Annotated in this window: 22 protein-coding genes and 1 pseudogene; 6 read left to right on the top strand and 17 right to left on the bottom strand. The window is 67.6% G+C overall.

Annotated features, from left to right (window positions below; translation table 11 throughout):
* Positions 1-83: 83 nt before the first annotated feature.
* Both AAFP35_RS15820 and AAFP35_RS15815 read left to right on the top strand, forming a co-directional pair.
* Positions 84-857 carry an IclR family transcriptional regulator gene (locus AAFP35_RS15820; RefSeq protein WP_419222588.1) on the top strand — a complete coding sequence of 258 codons (774 nt, stop codon included), beginning with the start codon at positions 84-86 and terminating at the stop codon, positions 855-857.
* A gap of 32 nt (positions 858-889) precedes the next feature.
* On the top strand, positions 890-1726 hold the full coding sequence (locus AAFP35_RS15815; RefSeq protein WP_419222587.1) for an HpcH/HpaI aldolase/citrate lyase family protein: 837 nt from the start codon (positions 890-892) through the stop codon (positions 1724-1726).
* A 134-nt stretch (positions 1727-1860) separates the two neighbouring features.
* Here AAFP35_RS15815 and AAFP35_RS15810 read toward each other — a convergent pair whose 3' ends face one another.
* From AAFP35_RS15810 to AAFP35_RS15790, 5 genes are all read right to left on the bottom strand, one after another.
* Positions 1861-3333, bottom strand: a complete 1473-nt coding sequence (locus AAFP35_RS15810; RefSeq protein WP_419222586.1) for a dihydroorotase — start codon at positions 3331-3333, stop codon at positions 1861-1863.
* A 27-nt stretch (positions 3334-3360) separates the two neighbouring features.
* Positions 3361-4821 carry an MmgE/PrpD family protein gene (locus tag AAFP35_RS15805; RefSeq protein ID WP_419222585.1) on the bottom strand — a complete coding sequence of 487 codons (1461 nt, stop codon included), beginning with the start codon at positions 4819-4821 and terminating at the stop codon, positions 3361-3363.
* A complete protein-coding gene (locus tag AAFP35_RS15800) occupies positions 4818-5630 on the bottom strand; it encodes a cyclase family protein (RefSeq protein WP_419222584.1) in 813 nt (270 codons plus the stop codon). The genes AAFP35_RS15805 and AAFP35_RS15800 overlap by 4 nt, the downstream gene beginning before the upstream one ends.
* On the bottom strand, positions 5627-6823 hold the full coding sequence (locus AAFP35_RS15795; RefSeq protein WP_419222583.1) for a CaiB/BaiF CoA transferase family protein: 1197 nt from the start codon (positions 6821-6823) through the stop codon (positions 5627-5629). The genes AAFP35_RS15800 and AAFP35_RS15795 overlap by 4 nt, the downstream gene beginning before the upstream one ends.
* 562 nt (positions 6824-7385) lie before the next feature.
* The gene (locus tag AAFP35_RS15790) at positions 7386-7637 is read right to left on the bottom strand and encodes a glutaredoxin family protein (RefSeq protein WP_419222582.1); all 252 of its coding nucleotides are present in this window, start codon (positions 7635-7637) and stop codon (positions 7386-7388) included.
* Positions 7638-7801: 164 nt separating this feature from the next.
* Between AAFP35_RS15790 and AAFP35_RS15785 the strand changes: the two genes are divergently transcribed.
* On the top strand, positions 7802-9037 hold the full coding sequence (locus tag AAFP35_RS15785; protein ID WP_419222581.1) for an HAD family hydrolase: 1236 nt from the start codon (positions 7802-7804) through the stop codon (positions 9035-9037).
* A 411-nt stretch (positions 9038-9448) separates the two neighbouring features.
* Positions 9449-9772 (top strand): hypothetical protein, encoded by a 324-nt coding sequence (locus AAFP35_RS15780; RefSeq protein WP_419222730.1) that lies wholly within the window; start codon positions 9449-9451, stop codon positions 9770-9772.
* A 36-nt stretch (positions 9773-9808) separates the two neighbouring features.
* Here the strand turns inward: AAFP35_RS15780 and AAFP35_RS15775 are convergent.
* Positions 9809-10051, bottom strand: a pseudogene (locus AAFP35_RS15775) (helix-turn-helix domain-containing protein); the annotation flags it as partial.
* Positions 10052-10117: 66 nt separating this feature from the next.
* On the opposite strand from AAFP35_RS15775, the gene map reads away from it, so the two are divergent.
* Positions 10118-10888, top strand: a complete 771-nt coding sequence (gene map / locus AAFP35_RS15770; protein ID WP_419222580.1) for a type I methionyl aminopeptidase — start codon at positions 10118-10120, stop codon at positions 10886-10888.
* 31 nt (positions 10889-10919) lie between these two features.
* On the opposite strand, the gene AAFP35_RS15765 is transcribed toward map, so the two are convergent.
* The 10 genes from AAFP35_RS15765 to AAFP35_RS15720 all read right to left on the bottom strand — a co-directional run bounded on the left by AAFP35_RS15765 (position 10920) and on the right by AAFP35_RS15720 (position 20951).
* Positions 10920-12083: a zinc-binding dehydrogenase gene (locus AAFP35_RS15765; RefSeq protein WP_419222721.1), complete on the bottom strand. Its 1164-nt coding sequence runs from the start codon at positions 12081-12083 to the stop codon at positions 10920-10922.
* 53 nt (positions 12084-12136) lie between these two features.
* The gene (locus tag AAFP35_RS15760) at positions 12137-13330 is read right to left on the bottom strand and encodes a lysophospholipid acyltransferase family protein (protein WP_419222579.1); all 1194 of its coding nucleotides are present in this window, start codon (positions 13328-13330) and stop codon (positions 12137-12139) included.
* Between the two features lie 176 nt (positions 13331-13506).
* Positions 13507-14559 (bottom strand): NAD-dependent epimerase/dehydratase family protein, encoded by a 1053-nt coding sequence (locus tag AAFP35_RS15755; protein WP_419222578.1) that lies wholly within the window; start codon positions 14557-14559, stop codon positions 13507-13509.
* Positions 14560-14816: 257 nt separating this feature from the next.
* The gene (locus AAFP35_RS15750; protein WP_003402602.1) at positions 14817-14918 is read right to left on the bottom strand and encodes a 30S ribosomal protein bS22; all 102 of its coding nucleotides are present in this window, start codon (positions 14916-14918) and stop codon (positions 14817-14819) included.
* A 216-nt stretch (positions 14919-15134) separates the two neighbouring features.
* Positions 15135-15365, bottom strand: coding sequence for a helix-turn-helix domain-containing protein (locus AAFP35_RS15745; RefSeq protein ID WP_419222577.1), 231 nt, complete (start codon positions 15363-15365; stop codon positions 15135-15137).
* Positions 15366-15553: 188 nt separating this feature from the next.
* The gene (gene proC / locus AAFP35_RS15740) at positions 15554-16423 is read right to left on the bottom strand and encodes a pyrroline-5-carboxylate reductase (protein WP_419222576.1); all 870 of its coding nucleotides are present in this window, start codon (positions 16421-16423) and stop codon (positions 15554-15556) included.
* Positions 16424-16483: 60 nt separating this feature from the next.
* Complete coding sequence (locus tag AAFP35_RS15735) at positions 16484-17329, bottom strand: thioesterase family protein (protein ID WP_419222575.1); 846 nt, start codon at positions 17327-17329, stop codon at positions 16484-16486.
* A 47-nt stretch (positions 17330-17376) separates the two neighbouring features.
* On the bottom strand, positions 17377-18288 hold the full coding sequence (locus AAFP35_RS15730) for a sugar phosphate isomerase/epimerase family protein (protein ID WP_419222574.1): 912 nt from the start codon (positions 18286-18288) through the stop codon (positions 17377-17379).
* A 60-nt stretch (positions 18289-18348) separates the two neighbouring features.
* Positions 18349-19866 carry a hypothetical protein gene (locus AAFP35_RS15725; RefSeq protein ID WP_419222573.1) on the bottom strand — a complete coding sequence of 506 codons (1518 nt, stop codon included), beginning with the start codon at positions 19864-19866 and terminating at the stop codon, positions 18349-18351.
* 98 nt (positions 19867-19964) lie between these two features.
* Positions 19965-20951 (bottom strand): hypothetical protein, encoded by a 987-nt coding sequence (locus tag AAFP35_RS15720; RefSeq protein ID WP_419222572.1) that lies wholly within the window; start codon positions 20949-20951, stop codon positions 19965-19967.
* A gap of 137 nt (positions 20952-21088) precedes the next feature.
* Here AAFP35_RS15720 and AAFP35_RS15715 point away from each other — a divergent pair, with 137 nt between their 5' ends.
* Positions 21089-21916 (top strand): hypothetical protein, encoded by an 828-nt coding sequence (locus AAFP35_RS15715; protein ID WP_419222720.1) that lies wholly within the window; start codon positions 21089-21091, stop codon positions 21914-21916.
* 562 nt (positions 21917-22478) lie between these two features.
* Here the strand turns inward: AAFP35_RS15715 and AAFP35_RS15710 are convergent.
* Positions 22479-23165 (bottom strand): winged helix-turn-helix domain-containing protein, encoded by a 687-nt coding sequence (locus AAFP35_RS15710; RefSeq protein WP_419222571.1) that lies wholly within the window; start codon positions 23163-23165, stop codon positions 22479-22481.
* Between the last annotated feature and the right edge of the window lie 21 nt (positions 23166-23186).

The following is a 23186-nucleotide window of genomic DNA, read 5'->3' as shown; positions in this document are numbered from 1 at the left end:
GCCGGCAGCGACGCCGAGCGAACGACCACAGCAGCACCGTCGGCACCACCCGTCGGCAGTCACCGGCAAGAGGGAGGCCCATGATGTCAGAGACAACGCCGATCGGCACCGTCACGCCGGGCGGTACCGAAGCCGCCGACCGCGTGGCCGACGTCCTGTTGCTGTTTGCCCGGTCAGACGCCCCGCTCGGTGTCTCGGCGATCGCGCGGAGCCTGTCGTTGAGCAAGGCCGTGGTGCACCGCATCCTGCGTTCCCTGGTTGCCCGCTCGCTGCTGCAGACAGTGCCAGACACCTCTGAGTACATGCTCGGTCCGGCGGCGGCGGCGCTGTCGGCGCGCGCGTTCAGCCAGATCGACGTCCGCTCGCTGGCGGCCCCGATCCTGCGCCGACTCCGCGACGAGACACAGGAGACGACCACCCTGTCGGTGATGACCGGCAAGGAGCGCGTCTACCTCGATCAGTTCGAGTCGCCGCAGGAGGTCAAGATGGTCGTCGAGATCGGCGTCCGGCTCCCGTTGCATTCCGGTGCGTCCAGCCGCGCGATCCTGGCGTTTCTCCCGGGGTCGTTCATCGACGACGCCGTGCGCGACCGCCAGGCGATCGACCCGGAGTTCGTCGAGGACGGCTACCGGCACGAACTCGACCAGATCCGCGAGCGCGGCTACTCGATCTCGCTCGACGAACGCGGCACCGGCGCGGCGTCGATCGCCGCACCGATCTTCGACGCGGCGGGCAACGTGATGGGCTCGATCAGTTCGTCGGGCCCGGCCTTCCGGTACGACTTCGACTCGCACCAGGCGCATGGCGCACTCGTCGTCGACGCGGCCCGGGCGATCACCGAGCGCATCCGCTCCTGACGCTCTCCTCCCCTTCGTTGAAAGGACCTGTTGTGCTCCCCCGCTCGTTTCTCTACGTCCCCGCCAACAAGCCGCCGCTGTTCGACAAGGCCGCGGCAGGTCCCGCCGACGCCATCGTCCTCGATCTGGAGGATGCAGTCCCCCTCCCCGACAAGGCCACGGCCCGCGTCGCGGTCCGCGACTTCCTCAGCAAGCGTGCATCGAGCGGCGAGGGCGCACAGACGTGGGTGCGCATCGACCCGACATCCGCCGACGCCGACTGCGACGCCGTCGTGCGGCCGGGTCTGTCGGGCATCCTGCTGGCCAAATGCTCTGCGACCGCCCTCGACGTCGTCGGCGAACTGCTGGACCGGCTGGAGACCGAACGCGGCGTCGACCGGCTCCGGCTGATCGGTCTCGTCGAAGACGCCGCCGCAATCCTCGATCTGCCGACGCTGGCCCGGCATCCGCGGCTCACCACCTTCGCGGTCGGCGAGGTGGATCTGCTCGGCGATCTACGCATGGCACGCAGCGACGCGACCGCCTCCGCGGTGACGGGCCTCCGGGCACAGGTGGTGCTGAACGCGGCCGCGGCCGGCCTGCCGGCACCGGTGGCACCGACCTCCACCGACTTCCGGGACCTCGACGCATTCGCCCGCAGCACGCGTGAACTCGTCGACCTCGGTTTCCGGTCGCGCACGGCGATCCACCCGGGCCAGATTCCGGTGATCCACGCGGTGCTGGCACCGAGCGACACCGAGATCGCCGCCGCCCGCGACATCCTGGACCGCTTCGCCGCCGCCGACGGCAAAGTGACCGTGGACGCGCACGGTCGGCTCATCGACGGTGCGGTCATCCGCGCCGCGCAGGAGACCCTGCAGCGCGCGTGACACACGCTCGGCGCCGTCACCTCCTCGGCGTCCCGTCTCGGTCCGGAACAAGTGCACACGACGGGAAGGGCGCGACCGGATTCCGGTCGCGCCCTTCCTGTTCGGGTCAGACGTGGATCACGTCCAGGTGTGGATCAGGACTCGGCGCCCGAGCGGCGGACGTACTGGCCGACCGGCTCGCCGACGATCTTCTCGTCGCGGAACACACCGGTGCCGCGCAGGAAGGTGTCGGTGACCTTGGCGGTCAGGTTGAAGCCCTCGAACGGGGTGTACTCCTGAACCGACAGCGAGTCTGCGGCGCGCACCGTGTAGTCGACGGTGTCGTCGAGCAGGCAGAAGTCCGCGTCGTAGCCGACGACGATGTCGCCCTTGTTGGCCAGGCCGTAGCGGTCGGCAGGGTTCTTGCAGACGAGCTCGGCGATGCGCGGGTAGCTCAGGCCACGCTTGCGGCCCTCGCTGATCATGCCCGGGAGCAGGTACTCGGCGCCGCCGAAGCCCGACTTCTGCAGGAAGACGTCCTCGCGGGGCTCACCGAACTTGGCCTCGTCCTTGCAGCATGCGTGGTCGGAGGTGACCCACGAGAAGTTGCCGGCCAGAACGTGATCCCACAGCGCCTCGACATCGTCACGCGACCGCAGCGGCGGGTTCACCTTGCCGCCCGGGGCGGCGGTGTTGAAGTCGGCGAGGAGGTGGCCGACGGTCACCTCGCGACGGAAGTTGATGTGCGGGAACGTCTGCTGCATCATCATGGCCGCCTCGATCGCCTTACGCGACGTGAGGTGGAGCAGGTTGATGTTCGGCAGCTCGGTCTCGTGCGCCAGGTAGGAGGCGATCGTGATGGCCAGACCCTCCGAGTGCGGCGGACGCGAGGCGCTGTAGGCCTCCAGACCGGTGAGCTTGCCCTCTTCCTCCACCAGCTTGGTGTAGGCGCGCATGATCTCGGCGGTCTCGCAGTGCAGCGACAGCGAGATGTTGTCCTTGTCCTTCGCGAAACGCGGGTCGCGACGGGCCTTTTCGATGCCGCGCATGACGAACTCGAAGTGCGCGACGTCGTAGCTCTGGTCCTCCGGCAGCATCAGGAACGACGCCTGGTTGGCCGAACGACCGTGCAGGCCGTGCGCACCGTAGAACATGAAGATCTTGAATGACGGGACGCCGAACTTGCCGATGAGATCGGGGATCTCGTCGATGTGCTCCTTCATGATCGGAGCGATGTGGAACGCGTAGTCGGTGTACGCGCGACCCTCGGTGGCCGCCAGGACCTCCGGGAAGATCTCGTTGTACGGACCGGTCTTGTTCATGTAGTACGCACCGGTGCGCATGTAGGTGATGCCGCTGGTGACACCGCCCTGTGCAGACGCCTTCGACTCGGTGGTCGCGTCCTCGGACAGTGTGTTGTAGATGCCCCAGTGCTGGTGGACGTCGACGACGCCCGGGAACAGGTGCTTCCCGGTTCCATCGACGACCTCGGCGGCGCGGGCGGCGTCGATGTTCGCCTCCACCGCGGCGAACTTGCCGCCGGAGACGGCGACGTCGAGCAGCTCGGGTGCCTCGCTGCCGGGACGCACCACCTGCGCGCCCTTGATGACCAGATCGAATTCAGCCATTGTTCTCTTGCTCCTTGACGTCGGCTATCAGTCGTGGTGGGGCCCGCTAGTGCGAGCCGGGGTCGGTGCGTCGATACCGGTGAGCGGAGCCAGCAGGCCTCGCAGGTCGGCGCAGTCGTCCAGTCGGCGACATGTGTCGGCCAACTGGTCCGCTTCGTCGATCGACAGCACCCGCAGGGCGTTGTCCCGGAACTTCGCGGTCAATTCTTCGAAGGACAGCGGCCGTGCGGGCCCGCCCCGTGTCGTGAGCACTTCGGTCACGACTTCCCGGCCGTCGGTCAGCCGCGCGGTCAAGACCGCGGGGAACTGCTCCGGGAAGATCTCTGTGCAGCGGGCGTCGGCGACGACGTCCACCTTGGCCATGATCTCGCGGCGACGCGGATCGACGGCCAGCTCGTCGGTGTAGTCGTCCAGGCCGGCGCCGAGGCCGCCGCCGCCGAGGAGACCGATGGCCACCGCATACGGTCCGCTGAACTGTGCCATGTAACCGGTCTCCGGCGTGCGCTTGACCTCGATCGGCTCACCGATGGTGCGCTTGTTCTGCTCGGGAACGCCCAGGATCAGCTCGGCGACATCGTCGGCGCCGATGCCCTGCTCGCGCAGCTCCGCGGCCGCGTCGACGGCGGCATGGGTGAAGTGGTTTGCCGGGTACGGCTTGAAGAAGATACCCGGCACGGCCCACTGCGTGCCGAGTCCGTCGGTGATCTCCGCGGCGTCGAACGTGCCGTGCAGCCAGGCCTCGAAAAAGCCGAAGCGGCCTTCGAGGACGGTCGGCGGACCGGTCAGTCCGAGGCCGACGAGTTCGGCGGCACTGATCGCGGCGTGCGCGGCCCACCCGCAGTGGATGCGCTTGACGGTGCCGCCGGTGCGGTTGGCTTCGATGATGCCCGCGGCCATCGACGCAGTCACGCCGAGCGTGTCGACGATGCGCTTCTCGTCGGCGCCGCCGAGCAGGGCGGCGGCGACCGCGGCGCCCATCGCACCGCAGATCGACGTGGCGTGCTGGCCGTGCTCGAAGAAGGTCGAGTTGCCGGCCTCACGGTCGTAACCGGCCATGCCGATCCGAACGCACACCTCGAGTCCCACGGCGATCGCGCGGATCACCGCACGGCCGCCGGCGCCGGCCCGCTCGGCGGCGGCGAGCGCGGCCGGGACGACCGAGGCGCTCGGGTGCAGGACCGACGGGAGGTGGGTGTCGTCGTAGTCGAGGGAATGCGCGAGCACGCCGTTGACGAAGGCGGCCTGTGCGGCGGGCAGCGGCTCGGGAACGCCGATGCCCGACGCGGCATAGCCGTCCCGTGCGACGCCCTGGCGGCGTGCCCATTCACGGGCGGCGCGGCTGGTCTCCAGGGTGCAGGCGGCGGTCGCGATGCCGAGCGTGTCGAGCACCCGCATCTTGACGCTCTCCACCACGTCGGCGGGCAGCGTCTCGTACGACGTGCCGACCGCGAACTTCGCGAGCTGCTGCGCGAGGGTCAGTTCGGTCATCGGCTGCGCACCGCCAGCGGACGGACCGGCGAACCGGTGGCGCCGAAGATCGGCATCGGGACGAGGACGAAGGTGAACTCGCCCCAGCCTGCGGCCGCGATCTTCTCCAGGTCGATGGCCTCGATGATGTAGATGCCACTCTCGACGAGCAGGACGCGGTGTGCGGGCAGCAGGGCGTGACCCTCACCCGGCGCAAGCCGCTCGAAGGCGATGGTGTCGGCACCGGCCGCGTGGACCCGACGCTCGGCGAGCCAGCGGGCACCGGCCTCGCTGACGCCGGGGACACCGGTCGGGCCGCCGACGTACGGAGCGCCGTCGGGGAACTTGCTGCCCCAGCCGCTGCGGATCAGGACGACGTCACCCTCGCCGACGCTGACCTCGGCGGCGGCTTCGGCGGCTTCCAGGTCGGCGACGGTGATCTCGGTGCCGCCCTCCAGACACTCCACGCCCTTGAGCCCGGCGACGTCGAGGAGGACGCCGCGGCGGATCATCGGCTCGATGGTGTGTACCCCGAGTTCGACGTACTTGCCGCCGACACCGGCTTGCATGGCGTCGACGTCGCCGTACATCTTGCCGTCGTGCGAGACGTGGGCGAGCGCGTCGATGTGGGTGCCGACGTGGGTGCCCATGGTGATCATGTCGTTGGCCGCGCTGCCGCCGTCGGCGCGGGTCATGTCACCGTGGCGGCGTGGCAGGGTGTGCCAGAACTGGGGGTGGTTCGGCGACTGCGGCATGCCGACGCGCAGTTCTCGGCCCAGGTCTATGACGTCGGTGCCCTGCTGGACCGCATTGAGCAATGCATCGGTCATCGGATGACCCCACTCTCCTTCAGTTCGGTGATCTCGTCGGCGGTCACTCCGACGTCCGTCAGTACTTCGTCGGTGTTCTCACCCAGGTCGCGCCCGGTGAACCGGATCGCCCCCGGGGACTTGCCCATGCGCCACATCACGTTGTGCTGCAGCACCGGACCGAGGTCTTTGTCATCGACCTCGACGAGCATCTCTGTCTCGCGGATGTGCGGGTCTTCGACGATGTCCTTCGCGTCGTAGACCGGTCCGATCGCGGCGCCGGCCTCGGTGAACGCGGCGATGACCTCGTCGCGGGTGCGCTGCGCGATCCAGCCGCCGACGTAGTCGTCGAGCATGTCGACGTGCTCGGCGCGGCCGCCGCCGGTGGCGAACCACGGCTCGTCGATGACCTCGGGATGTCCCACGAGCTCCAGCACGCGTTCCGCGATGCGCTGGGCGCTGGTCGAGACGGCGACCCAGCCGTCGTCGCTGGTGCGGTAGATGTTGCGCGGCGCATTGTTGGTGGACCGGTTGCCGTGACGCTGCCCGATCTCGCCGAGCTGCTGATAGACGGTCGGGCCGGGGCCGACGGCCGCCATGATCGGCTCGAGCAGGCTCATGTCGATGACCTGACCCTCACCGGTCTTGTCGCGATGGCGCAGCGCCATCGTGATCGCGCTCGATGCGGCGATGCCACAGATGCTGTCGGCGAGGCCGAACGCCGGGAGGGTCGGCGGGCCGTCGGGCTGGCCGGTGGCCGCCGCGAAGCCGCTCATCGCCTCGACGAGCGTGCCGAACCCGGCGCGCGAGGCGTAGGGACCCGTCTGACCGAAGCCGGTCAGACGGACCATCACGAGGCCGGGATTCTCCTCGATCAGCACATCGGGACCAAGCCCCCACCGCTCGAAGGTGCCGGGACGGAAGTTCTCGACGATGACGTCGGCGGTCTTCGCGAGCTTGCGAAAGATCTCACCGCCACGCGGATCCTTGAGATCGAGCGCGACAGTGCGCTTGTTGCGGCTGATCTCCTTCCACCAGATCGGCACGCCGTCCTTGCTGCGGCCGTGGCCGCGCATGTTGTCGCCGTACTTCGGGTGCTCGATCTTGATGACGTCGGCACCGAAGTCACCGAGGATCTGGCAGGCCAGCGGACCGGCCAGGATCGTCGAGACGTCGAGGACCCGAACGCCGTCGAGCGGTGCTGGTGAAGCCACATCAACTCCGTTCCTTTAGGAGAAACGCCGGGGCGCCTTCTTTGCGGCGACCGTACCACAAACTCCTGTGACCGGAACCACCAATACGGATCGAATGACCGTTCAAAGTGCCGTCTTACGGTAAAACGCCTCGGGAACCAACCTCGATCTAGTGTTCCGTTCAGAGAAACATTGAGCGAAGTCCGACTTGCTACGGACGTCCGACTTCCGGCGACGTGCCGTCCCGGCATCCGGAGCGGTATGGAGACCGGGCGGCTCGATCACGGGACCTGACGCATCGGCCGGCGCGCAGTATGTTTCGCCACGGAATCAGTCCGCAGCGACAGTGACATGTGTCGATGGCCGATCGGCTTTCGAGACCGGACACCTCGACGAACGACGACCGGTCAGACGGACACGAGACGAGGTCGTGAACCCACCCGACGCTTCGGCCTCGGCGGAATCGGCACGCCATGGTCGGCCGCGGCGGCGCCGGCCGCACCGCTGTTCGCGAACCGAATGATGAGCACACCCGGCCCGCGGCGATGGCGGATCGGTGCGGACCGGATCGTGCGGGGAGTCGTCAGCGCCGCCGTGCGAGATCGGCACGCAGACGCGGTTCGTCAACCTCCCAGTAACTGTGTTCGTCACCGTCGAGCAGGACGACCGGCAATCGATCGCCGTATTCGGCGCGCAGCGCCGGATCGCCGTCGGTGGCCACGACGTCGACGTCGACCTCGTCGAAGCCGACACCGAAGTCGTCGCAGATACGGGTCAGCTCGGTGCGCGCGGTGGCACACAGCGAGCAGCCCGCCCGCGTGAGCAGTGTCAACATCTCGGTCCTCCCGTCGTCGGTGCAGCATGTGGCCGTGGGCCACCTCACCCCGATCAGTGTGTCATCTGTCGCATCCACGACGCCGGGACGGCACAGCCGCCTCGACTACCCTGTTCGGTGTCTACTGTTGCGCTTGGACGTCGCAGAATCGTGGGAGGTGACCGGTGAGCGAACCGCCGCGCGGACCGGATCAGTCCGAGCCCGTGGATGCGGGCAGGTCGACCGACGAGGCCGCCCGGGAGGGCGATCTCGAGACGGCCGCCCGCTCGGACTCCGCTGTCGACCAGGGTGTCGATTCCCCTGAGGCCGAATCCCGTGAGACCGGTTCCGGCGAGACCGCGGCGGCCTCCGACGCCAACGACTGGGAGCGCCACGCCGCCACAGTCGATCCGGACGGTTGCGACGACGATCTCGACGAGTCCGATGCCGACACCCTCGACGACGACGAGGATGCCTCCCGCGTCACCGCGTGGATCACCGAAAGGGCCCGCGCGACGAGTGGTCGGTTCCGACAGACCGCCCAGGAACTGCGTCAGGCACTCGCCGGCGAGGCGAGCGCCCGCGTCGCCGTCGACAACCTGCACGCCCGCCCACCGACCGAGAAGCCGCCGACACAGGCGCCACGCGACCTCACCGCCGCCGCGTTCTTCGACGTCGACAACACTCTCGTGCAGGGTGCGTCGATCATCCACTTCGCGCGCGGACTGGCCGCCCACAAGTACTTCTCCTACGGCGACATCCTCGACTTCGCGTGGACACAGGCGAAGTTCCGGATCACCGGCAAGGAGAACGCCGACGACGTCGCCGAAGGCCGCGAGAAAGCGCTCTCGTTCATCGCCGGTCGCGAGACCTCCGAGCTGATCGCCCTCGGCGAGGAGATCTACGACGAGTACATCGCCGACAAGATCTGGCCTGGCACAAGGGCTTTGGCGCAGCGGCATCTCGACGCCGGACAGCAGGTGTGGCTGGTCACGGCGACACCGGTCGAGCTGGCTCAGACCATCGCCGAACGCCTTGGACTCACCGGCGCGCTGGGCACCGTCGCCGAGAGCGTCGACGGCGTGTTCACCGGCCGCCTCGTCGGCGACATCCTGCACGGCCCCGGCAAGGCGCACGCGGTGCGCGCACTCGCCATCCGAGAAGGCCTGAACCTCAAGCGCTGCACGGCGTATTCGGATTCACACAACGACGTCCCCATGTTGTCGTTGGTGGGCACTGCGGTGGCGATCAACCCCGACGCAGACCTCCGAGAGGTCGCCAAGGTACGAGGCTGGGAGATGTACGACTTCCGTACCGCCCGCAAGGCGGCGAAGTACGGCGCCGGCACCGCGTTGGCACTCGGCGCCGCCGGGGCCGGAGCCGCCACCGCGAGTCGACTGCTACGCCAATACCGCGGCTGAGTCCGCTCGCCGCGACGCCGTCGGTGGCGACTCCCGTCGTTCATCCTCCGCGCAGCACCCTCGCACCCCGGCGGTCTCGCAGCCCCGCAGCCTCGCCTGACAGCCTCCTCGCCGCCTGGCACCCTCGATGACTCGTTGCCTGGTCGACCGTCGCACAACCTCCCGCGACAGCAACCACAATTCCGCCGACAGCAACCAACTTTCAGCCGACAGCAACCTCCTGCTCGCCGACAGCAACCGGAGTTTCGCCGAGAGCAACCAAGATCGCGGTGAGAGCAACCACACCCTGATCGACGGAATCCGATCGACGAGCCCCGGGAACCACGGCGCCGCCGGCGCACATCATGAATCGCCGGTTCCGGGTTGAAGCTGCCGTCGGCAAGTGGATCGTCGCCCTCCGCTGGACGGACGGTGCTGTCGAACAGTGTCCGGTTGCTGTCGCGGAGTTCTTGGTTGCCGTCGGCGATCGAGAAGTTGCTGCGCGCGGAAGTCCTGTCGCTGCCCGCGTATGAGACGCTGCTGCCGACGGAGTTGCGGTTGCTGCCGACGGGTTTCCGGTTGCCGTCAGCGAGCGGAGGGTTGCTGTCGCGGGGTTTCCGGTTGCTGTCGGCGGATTTCCGGTTGCTGTCGCGGGGTTTCGAGTTGCTGCCGACGGATTTCCGGTTGCTGTCGCGACGTTTCGGGTTGCTGTCGCGGGGCCGGGGCCCGGGGTCGGGTCAAGTGGCCATGCGTTGACGATCGCGCGACGCCCGCCGGTGCGGGGGTGTCGTCCGGCCCACGCATCTCGGCCCAGACCTCGTCGAGCGACAGACCGAGGACACCCGCGATCGCGGCGATGGTCGAGAAGGCAGGCGTCGCGACACGGCCCGATTCGATCTTGCGCAACGTCTCCGGTGAGACTCGGGCATCCAGCGCTGTGTCGAGCATCGAACGGTCCCCACGCGCGCGACGCAGCAGGGCGCCGAGACGCTGTCCACGTCGAACCTCTTCCGGGGTGAGCGGCAACCTGACCATGGACCCGATTCTAATACCGGGATAATATGGCCGGGATAGTTATTGGAAACGCCGGAAAGGTGCCGCATGATCGAGATCCTGGACCGTAGCGACGTGGACAAGGCAAGGGTCACCGGGGCCCTGGTGGGCGAGATCCTGCAGACCCTGCGGCGTCGCAGCACCGTCGGCACCAATCTCCTCGACATCGACCGCTGGACCGCGGAGATGATCGTCGCGGCCGGTGCGGAGTCCTGTTACGTCGACTATGCGCCGTCGTTCGGTCGTGGACCGTTCGGTCACTACATCTGCACGGGCGTCAACGACGCCGTGCTGCACGGTCGGCCCACCGACCAGGTGCTCGCCGACGGTGATCTGTTGTCGCTCGATCTCGCCATCTCCAAGGACGGGATCGCGGCCGACGCGGCCATCAGCTTCATCGTCGGCGATGCCGGACCCGCGGAGAGCGTCGCGCTGATCGACGCCACCGAGCGGGCACTGGCCGCGGGGATCGCGGTCGCGGCGCCGGGCGCCCGGATCGGCGACATCTCGCACGCCATCGGTACCGTCCTCGGCGACGCCGGGTACTCGATCAACACCGAGTTCGGCGGTCACGGAATCGGATCGACGATGCACCAGGACCCACACATCTCGAACACCGGACGGCCCGGCCGCGGATACACGTTACGACCGGGCCTCATGCTGGCGCTCGAGCCGTGGGTCATGACCGACACCGCGCGACTGATCACCGACTCCGACGGCTGGACGCTACGCAGCGCGACCGGCTGCCGGACGGCCCACAGCGAGCACACGATCGCCATCACCGACGATGGGGCCGAGATCCTCACCCTGCCGCGATAGGCCGGTGCGCCGACGACGGGTTCAGATGGGTTCAGAGGGTGGCGACGGTACTCGTCGGATCGATGAGCACCTTGGCGTGCGTTTCGGCGGCGCCGAGGGCATCGAAGGCCGCACGCACACCACCGAGCCCGACGGTCCCGGTGATCAGCGGTCCGGGATCCACCTTGCCGTCGGCGATCATGTGCAGGGTGTCGCGGAACTCCCCCGGGTCGTACGCGAAGACGAACCTGAGTTCGATCTCCTTGTTGATCGACATCGCGGGCCGAAAGGTGTCCGGCTGCATGCACACACCCACGACGACGACCCGCGACCGGAACGGTGCATGCGACACGATGTCCTCGATGATGCCCGGCACGCCGACGCATTCGAACACCACGGGCCCCTGAGGCGTCGCACCGACTCGTTCGGCCACGCGCATCAACCGCCACCACGGAACACCCGGGATACGCTGGAGATCATGCATCGCGTCGAACGCGGTACCGAACAGGTCGCTCGCACGCGTGAGATACCGACGGCGAGAGGTGCACGCCTCCCACGGCGACTCGACGGTCGGGTCGACGACCGCGTCGGCGCCACATCTGCGGGCCAGCTGTCGGCGTCCGGCCGACAGGTCGGAGGCGACCACCGAGCGCACCCCGGATGCCTTGAGCATCAGGATCACCGCCAGTCCGATCGGACCGCAGCCGATCACCACCGCGACGTCGCGCTTGCCGACCTCGCCGCGGCGCACCGCGTGATGGGCGACGGCGAGCGGCTCGGTGAGTGCGGCGTGGTCGGCGCTGACACCCTCGGGTACCGGCATGGTGAGATCCTCGGAGACCAGCAGCAGATCCGCGTACGCACCCGGCGCCTGCGCCGACAATCCGGTCAGGTGTGCGTCGTCGCCGTGTTTGATCATCGGGACCGACACCACCGGGGTCCCCGGAGCCCAGCGCTTGCGGCAGCCGGGACCGTAGGAGACGACGTCGCCGGTGAACTCGTGCCCCATCACGACGGATTCGGACGAACGCATGAACGAGTCGTAGCCGACCTCGGACGCGACGTCGGCGGTGGCGTCGCCCTGGGTCCGGGCGTGCAGATCCGATCCGCAGATGCCGGCACGGGTGACGCGGATGAGCACCTGGCCACGGCCCGGTGTCGGGGTGGGCAGATCGACGACGTCGAGTTCACCGCCCTGACAGGCGACCGCTTTCACTGCTGGTGCCACCTTCCCTGACCGCGATCGGAGACTCCGGGGCGGGATCTCCGTCAGCCGAAGTAGACGCTACCGCGACGACTGAGCATCCGGAACAACGTCTGCTGGATTTCCTCGCGGACGTGATCGGTGAGGTCGAAGACGACCATCGGGTCGTCGGCGGACGCTTCGTCGTAGCCGCCGGTCTCGATCGGACGCCCGAAATGGATGTGCCACTTGGACGGCAACGGCACCACGCCGAGCGGGCCGAGCCACGGGAAGATCGGAGTGACCGGGAAGTACGGCAGACCAAGGATTTTGGCGAGAGGTTTGAGGTCGGCGAGCATCGGGTAGATCTCTTCGGATCCGACGATGGAGACCGGGACGATGGGAGCCGCGTTGCGCAGCGCGGTGGTCACGAAGCCACCGCGACCGAACCGCTGCAACTTGTAGCGGTCCTTGTACAACTTGCCGATGCCCTTGTATCCCTCGGGCCACACCGCGGTGAGTTCGCCGGCTCGCAGCAGCCGGTCGGCGTCGTTGGTGCAGGCGAGCGTGGCGCCGATACGGCGGGCGACCTCACCGACCGCCGGAGCGTCAAAAGCCATGTCGGCGGCCAGAACTCGCAGGTACCGCTGGTTCGGGTGATTGTCACGGACCGCCAACGAGGTCATGATCGCGTCCACCGGGATGGTCCCGGCATGGTTGGCCACGAGCAGCGCCCCGCCTTCGAGCGGCAGGTTCTCGACCCCGGTGACCTCGACCCGGAACCACTTCTCGTACAGCTGCCGCACCGCGGGGAACCAGACCGATTCGGTGAAGTGCGGATCGAAGCCGAACTCGTCGACCTCGTATTCGCCTGTCATCCGTTCACGGATGAAACCGGCCGTCGCGGTCAGCGAGTCGGCGACCGCACCGCGGATACCCGACAACGAGAACAAGGGACTCGAGCGAGTCGGACCGAGGTGTTCGACTCCCGGCGTCTCCGCGATCTCGACGTCGTCGGTGATCGGCGTGACCGCTGCGGGCGGACGACCGAAACCGTCGGTGTTGGGATGGCCGAGAGGAGCCTTCGGCCGTGACTTCTGTTGCGCGGGTGCAGCTTTCGAAGGAGCGGTTTGTTGACTGGGATGCCTGCCCTGCGCCTGGTCGCGTGTGGTGCGACGCCGACCACCTGGCGGATCGAGAGATTCCCGAGGGGTTGCGTAGAGCTGGATGACCTTCGCGGTACGTGCGTCGGTCGCGCCGCCACCTGCCAAGCTTCTCACCCCTGCATCCCGATTCGTACGATCAACTCCGAGATCTGCATCGGCGATCAACCGATATGTTACGCGCATCACGGAGTGGGTCTGACGACCAAGTCTAAGGCCTCATGAGTGCTCATGCAGACTTGTGCTCGATCTCACGCAGACGACCCGCCACCCATGGTTCACCGCATTGCATTTCATTGCAACTGATGCGCGGCCGCCACCATGCGTCGCTCGAGATCTCGCCACGAATCCGGTTCGATGATCGCCGAACTGCGGCCTCTCTCGATGAAGTCGTCGACGGTCTCTATCGTCGAAAACCGTGGCGCGAAGCCAAGTTCCGAACGCATCCGGGTGGTGTCGAGGACTCGGCCGTACGTCAGGTACTCGGTTTGACTCGACCGTAATTTAGCCGAACGAAGGTCTTGGAAGACCCCGGTGATCGGAGCGAGCAGACTGCTAGGCACCGGCAACTCGATGTGTCCGATCCGCCGGATCGCCTGCGTCAGCGTGACCACACCCTCACCCGAGACGTTGAAGGTGCCCGTCTTGCCGCCGAGCGCCACGTGCTCCATCGCCGCGAGCGCGTCCTCCTCGTGCAGGAATTGCAGTCGCGGCTGATACCCGATCACGGTCGGGACGATCGGTAGCGACAGGTACGAGCCCATCCGGGTGTTGATCCGCGGTCCGAGGATCGCCTGCGGACGGACGATCGTGACGTCGATGTCCTGGCGACGTCGAGCCAGACCACGCACGTAGCCCTCGATGTCGAGGAGATCGCGTCCGTAACCGCGCTTCGGTTCGCGCCGCGCCGGGGTCTCCTCGGAAAAGTGCGACGGATCGTGGGCGCTGGCTCCGTAGACCATGGCCGTCGACCGCAGGATCAATCGTTTGACCGAGGGACTGCGCTGACAGGCCGCGCACACCTGCATCGCGCCGACGAGATTGAACTCCTTGATCGCCGTCGAGTGCGGTGCCGTCTCCATGATCGACGTGGCCGCGTGCACCACGGTGTCCACCCCGTAACTCGCGATGGCCTTGGCGATCGCCGGTCGCCGGATGTCGAGCCGCAGGAACTCCGCGCGGCCCATCCGACGCATCAGATCCTTGCGCGGCAATCGGGAATCGACCGCGAGTACCCGCTCGATCGACGGATTGGCCGCGAGACGCGCAACGAGGTAGCCGCCGAGAAAGGTGGATGCCCCGGTGACCAGGACCGTACGCGGGGGCGCGGGTGTCGCGTCTGACATGCTCCCCAGGCTAAGGCATGCCGTCGGATTCCTCTTGCGAGAGATCCGCGGCATCAGCAGGACGACAACCCGGGACTTGCTCCCTGGGCGACCGAGCCTGAATCGGCGCACCGAGTTCAGGCGACGCCGGTAAGCGGCGAGCACCGATCGCCAGACATCGGTGACATCTCGAAGAGGGACGCCTCGACCAGGGATGTCTCAAACACGAAGAACCCGCCTCGTGGCGGGTTCTTCTCGGCGGTGTCGCCGGCAGTCGACTATTTGCCGAGTTTGCGACGCTGCACCCGGGTTCGCCGCAGCAGCTTGCGGTGCTTCTTCTTCGACATGCGCTTGCGGCGCTTCTTGATCACAGAACCCATTGGGGTGCTTCCTCACGGTTGACGCGGTTTTCTCGGACATCTGGTGCGCCCGGCCGCCGCTGGGCACGGCACGTGGGCATCAGCACGAACTGCCACTTTACCGGCCGCTGTCGATCAGGCGAAATCCGGTCTCGATACACGACTCCCCCGGCGGGCCGCTCGTGATGAACGGACCGTCCGGGGGAGGACACTCTCGTGGTGGCGCGGGCGAAAACCCTAACCCACGTCGAAGTACGAGGTCTCCAGGTAGTCGTGCACTGCCTTGGCATGCACACGGAACGAGCGGCCGACGCGCACCGCCGGCAACTCACCGCTGTGGACCAGCCGGTAGACCGTCATCTTCGAAACACGCATCAGGGATGCGACCTCGGCGACCGTGAGGAACTGCGACCCGGAGGTCGCGTTTCCCACCGCCGGAGTCCTGTCAGGCTTCTCTGCAGGTGCCATGAATCACTCATACCTCCGGTGCACGCGTCGCGGCCGCCGGCTTCCCCTCCGGCGGACATCAGACACGCACGTGCTTAGAGGAGCTTAGCGTGGCTGATGTGAAAAAAGCGACGTAAGTTGTGTGGATTTTGTGCCGTTTTCGCGGAGGACCCCTACATCCTGGGGTTTCTCTGACGATCGACCCCAGATCATGGGGCGTCGATGTCGGTTCGACCGCTGTTCTGGCCGCCCAAACCCTCAACGTCGGGTCGATGTCCGGCCTTGGCGCTCGTAGCCGCGCACGCCCTCGTCGCCTCGTAGACACCGTGGCGGAAACCGTTCGCCTCGAACTCGCGGATCGCCGACGCGGTGGTACCGCCCGGCGATGTCACGGCGGCCCGCAGATCGACCGGCGACAGGCCCGACTCGCTCAACAGGAGCCCCGCACCGCGAATCGTCTGGACCGTCAACTCGCTCGCCTGGACACGACTCAAACCCAGCGCCACACCCGCGTCGATCATGGCCTCGGCCATCAAGAACACGTACGCCGGACCCGAACCCGACACCGCGGTGACCGCGTCCATGTGCTTCTCCGGCACCACCACCACCTTGCCGACCGCCTCGAGCAGGCGCACCACGGCGGCGAGTTGCTCCTCGCCTGCGTAGCGACCGGGCGCGACCGCCGACATGGCCTCGTTGACCAGCATCGGGGTGTTGGGCATCACCCGGATCACCGGCGAACCGGCCTGCAACGCATTCTCGTAGCGCTGGATCGGCAGCCCGGCCACCAGGGTGACGATCACGCGTTCGTTGTCGGCGCTGTCCTCGGCCCGTGCGACTTCGCGCAGCACGTCGTCGACCGCATCGGGCTTGATCGCCAGGAACACGTACTCGGCACCTTCGACAGCGGTGGTCACGTCGGTCACCAGGACGCCGTATTCCGCGGCGATCTCGTCGGCCCGGCTGGCCATCTTCTCCGCGACGACCAGATCCTTGGTCGGCTTGCCCGATTGGATCAAACCGGCCAGCAGCGCTTCGCCGATCTTTCCGCCACCGATGATGGCGATGCGTTCGGTCACGAGTGTTTGCCTTCCTGACGTGGGTCGGGCCCGCCGATGCAGCGCGGCACCTGTCGTTGTCTATGCACCCTGCGGGATGAGGGCGAGTTGTCGGGTCTGCACGATCACGGCTCCGGTCGAGTCCACCACGAGATGGTCTTCTTCGAACATGCCGGGTCCGACCTCGGTGCTGGTCGCGGCGAACCGCAGCCAGCCCGGCGCCGGATACCGCCGTACATAGGTGGTCAGCTGGACCGTCGGCGCCCATCCCAGCAGACCGAGATTCATCACCACGGGCACCGAGATGTCGCCGATGAGGATGCCGAACTCGGCGTCGGGTTCACCGCCCTTGGGGCGCGCCCATCCCCTCACCACGGGATCGCCCTTCTCACCGCGGACCATCGGGACGGTGACCGGGTCGAGTGCAAGCTCCAGTGCCGGACCGAGATGATTCACCTCTTCGAGCGGCGAACCGTCGAGCCAGAGCGCCGTGCGCGTCGGTTCCACGGGCATCAGGTCCAGCAGATTCGGCGCCGAATACCGCGGCGCGCCGACGTCCGGACGGGCACAGGTGACCGACGACGCGACCATGGTCCGTCCGCCCTGCACGATGTCGACGGTCAGGACCGTCACCGTGCGCCCGGTCTTGCGGACCGTCACCTCGATGTCCACCTCGGCGGGATCCGGTGCCGAGAGGTAGTCGCTGGAGATCGCCACCGGATACTTCTGTTCGGCGGCCTCCCCGACCGGCACGAGTGCGTCGAGCGCCGACCTCGCGGCGCGGGCGACCACCATCTGGACCGATCCCCCGTGCACCTTGGGACCGATCGTGAAGACCGGGTCGATGACGGTCCGGTAGGTGATGCGGCCGTCGCCGTCGCGGCCTGCCTCGGTCAGATCACGGATCTGATCCAGCTTCTCGGTCATCTGTGTTGCTCTCTCATCGGGTCCGGCCCTCGCGGGGCACTGCCCGATCAGACATGTTCGGACCCGACGCGCCCCGGGGATTCGCTGGGCATCGCGCGATCGAGATGCCGCCGCGCAAAATCTAGCGAACGGGCCAGCAGCGCACTGCGCTCGGGTTTGGTCCGCGCCGAACTGGTCGTGACCTCCAACACAACCGAGCCTGCGAAATCGCTCGCGGCCAGTCGACGGCACACCTCGGCGCAGGGTTGGCGCCCCTCGCCGGGTAGCAGATGTTCGTCGGTGGCAGCGCCGTCGCCGTCCGCGAGATGCAGATGCGTGAGCCGGCCCCCCATCCGCTCGTACATCGCGAGGGCGTCCACCCCGGCGGTCGCGGTGTGGGACAGATCGAGGGTGTAGTGCGCATAGCCGTCGTCGGTCGGATCGATGGACTTCCCGAACGCCGAGACCGCGGGGCCGGGCAGCCCTCCACGATCGGCCAGTCGCCGCGCCGAGCGCTCGCCCGCCCCGAACAACCGATCGGCCCGCATCGGGAACATGTTCTCCACGGCGATCGCGATACCGCTGTCGGACTCGAGTTCGGCGACCATGTCGTCGAAGGCCTCGACGTAGGAGCGCTGCCAGCGGAACGGCGGATGCACCACCACGGTCTGGGCACCCAGATCCTCGGCGGCCTGCACCGAGCGGGCGAGCTTCACCAACGGGTCACGACCCCAGACGCGTTGCGAAATGAGCAGACACGGCGCGTGTACCGAGAGCACCGGCACCTGATAGCGCTCGGACAGATACTCCACGTGGCCGATGTCCTGGCTGACCGCTTCACCCCAGACCATGAGCTCGACACCGTCGTAGCCGAGTTCGGCGGCGTAGGCGAAGGCAGCCTCGGTGTTCTGCGGATACACCGACGCCGTCGACAACCCGATCGGGATGTCGCGGACCTCAGGTCGCTGCGGATCGGTCACGGTGTCGTCGACGACGGGCTCGGTGCGGGACGTGTCACGTGGTGCCGCTCTCGGATCGCATCAGGTCGCCAGCAGCACGAGCGGACCGATCGTGACGATCAGTCCGACTCCGAGAGCGAGCAGGGTGGTGGTCAGATCCTTGGTACGACGCACGAGGTGCGCGAAGGTGACGATGCCGAAGATCACGAGCACCGCCAGCACGAGCGCGAAGTAGACGTTCCACTTCCACAGTTCGGTGAACCCCCAGAAGAGGCCGACGCCGACCGCCAACCCGGCCACCGCTTGGCCGATGACCGACAGCCACGCCAGGACCGGTGAGACCTCACGTTTGTCATCGGCGCCGGTTTCGTCGGCCCCGGTGTCGTCGTGGGACTCGGTCGCCACGACACCGGCGGCCGGCGGGGTCACGACCGTGTCGTCGTGATCGGAATCGGAGAGCAGGTGATCGGCATCCGAGGGCTCGGCCGCAAACGGATCTGCCACGGACGGATCGACACCGTCGTGGTCGGCGTGCTCGTCGGCGGCATCCTGGTCTGTGTCGTCACCGAACCACACGTCGGAGGCCGGTGCGGCGACCGTCGGCGCGTCGTCGGCGTCGGGTTCCGGTGCGTCGTCGACTTCCGGCTGCATGGGCGCGGCGAATGTCTGGCCGAGATTGAGCGTCGGCGCGGATTCCTGCGTCTCGTCGACGCCGGGCGTCTCGGACGTGTCCTCGTCCCACAGGTCGACATCGTCGTGCGAGGTGTCCGGTGCGCTCGGAGCGACTGCCGGTTGCTCGTCCTCACGGGCGCGGGCGGCCGCGGGGCGTGCGGAGCGGTCGACCGTCTTGCGCTTGAGCCTGCCCAACAGACCGCGCCGCTGCTTGGGTTCCTCGTCCTCCTCGACGTCGGCGAAGGCACGGTAGGCATCGAAGTCGTCGACCGGCTCGTCGAAACCGGACCGCGCCGGGTCCGTGTCGACCACCTCGGTCTCGGTGTCGAACAGTTCTCCGCCGTCGAGGTCGTCGTGCTCGGCGACGTGGACGTCGTCACGTTCGGTCTCGACGATCGGGATGATGCCGGTCACCGCATTCGCGTTCTCGTCGTCACGGTCGGTGCGCTGCGAACCGAATCGCTGCGCGACTGCCTCGGCACTGAAATCGCGCGTGGCAGGGGCCGCCGGGGCGGTCGGCTCGGTGAACGGTCGGTCGAACGACCTCGTCGGCGCGGGGGCCGGGTCGGCGGGGCGGTCGGCACCGACGGCGTTCGGCACCGAGGGACGATCGGCGACGGCCGCATCGTCGGCGCGGCGCCGGGCGACCGGATTCTCCGAACGCGGGAACGGACCGGTCTCGGCACGGCGGGCCGCGCGCCCGCTCGGCGGCGAGTCGGATTCCGGGGCCTCGTCACCGATCTTCGGGATCTCACCGGTCAGTTCGGACACCGACACCGAACCCTCGCGGCCGACGCGGCGTCGGCCACGCCCCTCCCGGGACGGGCTGTAGGTCGAGTCGCCCGATTCGCGACTACGTGCCAGCAGCTCCGACACCGAGATCGGCCGCGACGGCGTGTCGTCGGGATGGTCCGGTTCGTTGGCCATGAAGTGCGCTCTCCGTCCTCGAGATCAACCCGCCCCCACGCGGGACGTCGTTCTACGTGTGTTTGCGGTGCCGTTCGGCTCCGCGAATCATCACCCGGTCATGCAACGCCGTGGCCTGCTCCCCTGGTTCCCACGGTTGCGATGGTCTCCGCGATCTGCGCCGGCTCGGCGTCGAGCCGCCGCAGGATGACACCCTCGCGCAGCGCCCACGGACAGATCTCGAGTGTATCGACCGAGAGCGCACGCATGGCTGCCTCCGCAACAAGTGCGCCGGCGACCAGCTGTCCGGCCCGGTCGGCGCTCACACCCTCCAATTCCGCACGATCGTCGCGGGTCATGCGAGAGATGAATGCGATGAGTTGACGCAGCCCGTTGGCGGTGAGCTGTCGCGTCACCCGCGGTCCGGCACTCGACGGCGCGGCGCCGGTCAACCGTGCCAGGCTGCGGAAGGTCTTCGACGTGCCCACCGCGAGGTCGGCGACGCCCGGCGTGACCAGCTCTTTGGCCACCGGCCGCAGTTCTGCATCCAGCCAGTCGCGCAGCACCCCGATCCGCCGACGATCCGGCGGATCTCCCGGCAACCATTCTCGGGTGACCCGACCCGCACCGAGCGGCAACGACAGCGCCACGTCGGGTTCTTCGTCGACGCCGTTGGACAGTTCCAGCGATCCCCCGCCGATGTCGAGGGCGAGAATCCGTCCGGCGCTCCAGCCGTACCAGCGTCGGACGGCGAGCGCGGTGAGCCGCGCCTCGTCGTGTCCGGACAGCACCTTGACCTGCACACCCGTCTTCTGGGCGACCTCGGCGAGCACCTCGTCGCTGTTGTTGGCGTCCCGGACCGCCGACGTCGCGAACGCCATGATCTGTTCACAGCCCGACGTCGAGGCGATGTGGGTGAACTCGTCGATCGACTCGACGAGTTTGGTGGCAGCACGATTCGACAGACAGCCTTGGTCGTCGATCTGCTCGGCGAGGCGCAACACCGTCTTGGTGGAACTCATCGGCGTTGGGTGACCACCGCGATGAGCGTCGACAACCAGCAGGTGGACCGTATTGCTGCCCACGTCGAGCACTCCTAGACGCACGTCGCCCTACCCTACTTGCTCCTCGGCGATATCCCACCATCCGGTGGCGGGAATCGCGGGTGGGGCGCCTACGCCGTGCGAAGTCGTCGGGGACGGTTACCGTTGGGGATGTGGCCCTCACCGAAACATCGACGCGCATGAAACCTGCGCCCGAGGTCGAGCTCGATTTTCCCCGCGAGTGGTACGAGTTCGCTGATCCCGAGAACCCCGAACACGTGATCAAGGCCGACCTGACCTGGCTGCTCTCGCACTGGACGTGTGTGTTCGGCACACCCGCCTGTCAGGGCATCATCGAAGGTCGCGAGGACGACGGGTGCTGCACCCACGGTGCCTACCTGTCGGACAAGGCCGATCGTAAGAAGTTGGCCAGGTCGATGGCCATGCTGACCGAGGGCGACTGGCAGAACTACAAGAAGGGCACCGGCAAGGACCCGCTCGGTCCGCGGGGCTACCTCGAAGAGGGCGACCTCGACGACGAGCCCGCCCTCAAGACGCGAAAGTACAAGGGCGCCTGCATTTTCCTCAATCGTGCCGGTTTCCCCGGCGGCGCGGGATGCGCTCTGCACTCGATGGCGCTGCGCCGTGGGATCGAGCCGCTGACGGTCAAACCCGAGGTGTGCTGGCAGTTGCCGATGCGACGCGAGGAGGAATGGGTCGATCGGCCCGACGGCACGCAGGTGTTGCGCACCACGCTCACCGAGTTCGACCGCCGCGGCTGGGGCGAAGGCGGACACGATCTGAAGTGGTACTGCTCGGGATCACCCGACGCGCACGTCGGTGCCACGCAGGTGTGGGAGTCCTACGGCCCCGAGCTGATCGAGCTCATCGGCCGGCCCGCCTACGACGTGCTCGCGGCCGCCTGCCGTCGGCGCAACGGCTTGGGCTTGATCGCCGTGCACCCGGCCACCACTGCCGCCACCAGTCGGCGCACCACCGACATCAAGTACGAACTCCTCGACGACTGACGCCCGGGCACCTGCCCGGACCGACCCCGCCCCCGCCCCTCGGACTCACCGACGGTCGTACCTCGTCCGCTCGTCCGCGACAGCAACCTGTTTTTCGCCGACAGCAACCGGTTTCTCGCTGACGGCAACCGGTTTCTCGCTGACAGCACCCACGCGAGCACATCCCGCCGGGCGGGTGCGCGCCTCTCCGGCGTGCTGTCGACGGGAACTCTGGTTGGCATCGGCGAGATACCGGTTTCGGTCGACGAACTCTGGCTGCCGTCAGCGAGACGCCGGCAGTCGCCGTCGACGAACGCTGGTTGCCTCGGCGAGATGCCGACGGTTGCCGTCTGCTGATGGCTGGTTGCTGTCGGAGGGATTCCGGTTGCCGTCAGCGATTTGCGGGTTGCTGTCGGCGGAAAACAGGTTGCTGTCACCGATGTAGAGGTTGCCCTCGGCGGAAAACAGGTTGCTGTCACCGAGACAGGCGTTGCTGTCGGCGAGGTACCGGTTGCTGTGGCGGGATCGGGATCCCGGACGCTGTCGGGCGCGGACGATGGGCCGGGCCGTCAGGTGGTCGGGCTCACGGCTCGAACTTGTAGCCCAGTCCGCGGACGGTCACCAGGTGCTTGGGGTTACCCGGATCCGGTTCGATCTTGGAGCGCAGACGCTTGACGTGCACGTCGAGTGTCTTGGTGTCGCCGACGTAGTCGGCCCCCCAGACCCGATCGATCAACTGGCCACGGGTGAGCACGCGACCCGCGTTGCGCAGCAGATACTCGAGCAGATCGAACTCCTTGAGCGGCAACGTGACCCCGTCGCCGTTGACCGAGACGATATGCCGGTCGACGTCCATCCGGACCGGGCCGGCCTCGAGGATGCCGACGGACAGGTCCTCTTCGCCGACGTCTCCCCCACGGCGGAGCACCGCCCGGATGCGGGCGATGAGTTCACGCGCCGAGTAGGGCTTGGTCACATAGTCGTCGGCACCGAGTTCGAGCCCGACGACCTTGTCGATCTCGCTGTCGCGGGCGGTCACCATGATCACCGGCACACTCGACCGGGCCCGCAACACCTTGCAGATCTCTGTGCCCGACATGCCGGGAAGCATCAGGTCGAGCAAAACGATGTCGGGGCTCACGCGCTCGAAGGTGGGGAGTGCCTGGGAGCCGTCGTTGACGATGCTGGCCTCGAACCCCTCCTTGCGGAGCAGGAAGGCCAATGGATCGGCCAGCGATTCCTCGTCCTCGACGATCAGTACGTGCGTCACCGATGTGAATCCTTTGTTGTT

Origin of the sequence: Gordonia sp. CPCC 206044 (genome assembly GCF_048537895.1) — a bacterium.
Taxonomy (GTDB): Bacteria; Actinomycetota; Actinomycetes; order Mycobacteriales; family Mycobacteriaceae; genus Gordonia.
The sequence above is the reverse complement of the archived record's forward strand: the minus strand, read 5'-3'. Positions and strand labels throughout refer to the sequence as shown.

Excerpts from the sequence above, each read along its gene's own strand:
- AAFP35_RS15735 (WP_419222575.1), bottom strand. The coding sequence starts at position 17,329 with ATGACCGAGAAGCTGGATCAGATCCGTGATCTGACCGAGGCAGGCCGC.
- AAFP35_RS15715 (WP_419222720.1), top strand. The coding sequence starts at position 21,089 with ATGAAACCTGCGCCCGAGGTCGAGCTCGATTTTCCCCGCGAGTGGTAC.
- AAFP35_RS15755 (WP_419222578.1), bottom strand. The coding sequence starts at position 14,559 with ATGTCAGACGCGACACCCGCGCCCCCGCGTACGGTCCTGGTCACCGGG.
- AAFP35_RS15810 (WP_419222586.1), bottom strand. The coding sequence starts at position 3,333 with ATGGCTGAATTCGATCTGGTCATCAAGGGCGCGCAGGTGGTGCGTCCC.
- AAFP35_RS15750 (WP_003402602.1), bottom strand. The coding sequence starts at position 14,918 with ATGGGTTCTGTGATCAAGAAGCGCCGCAAGCGCATGTCGAAGAAGAAG.
- AAFP35_RS15725 (WP_419222573.1), bottom strand. The coding sequence starts at position 19,866 with ATGGCCAACGAACCGGACCATCCCGACGACACGCCGTCGCGGCCGATC.
- AAFP35_RS15790 (WP_419222582.1), bottom strand. The coding sequence starts at position 7,637 with ATGTTGACACTGCTCACGCGGGCGGGCTGCTCGCTGTGTGCCACCGCG.
- map (WP_419222580.1), top strand. The coding sequence starts at position 10,118 with ATGATCGAGATCCTGGACCGTAGCGACGTGGACAAGGCAAGGGTCACC.
- AAFP35_RS15805 (WP_419222585.1), bottom strand. The coding sequence starts at position 4,821 with ATGACCGAACTGACCCTCGCGCAGCAGCTCGCGAAGTTCGCGGTCGGC.
- AAFP35_RS15800 (WP_419222584.1), bottom strand. The coding sequence starts at position 5,630 with ATGACCGATGCATTGCTCAATGCGGTCCAGCAGGGCACCGACGTCATA.
- AAFP35_RS15745 (WP_419222577.1), bottom strand. The coding sequence starts at position 15,365 with ATGGCACCTGCAGAGAAGCCTGACAGGACTCCGGCGGTGGGAAACGCG.
- AAFP35_RS15820 (WP_419222588.1), top strand. The coding sequence starts at position 84 with ATGTCAGAGACAACGCCGATCGGCACCGTCACGCCGGGCGGTACCGAA.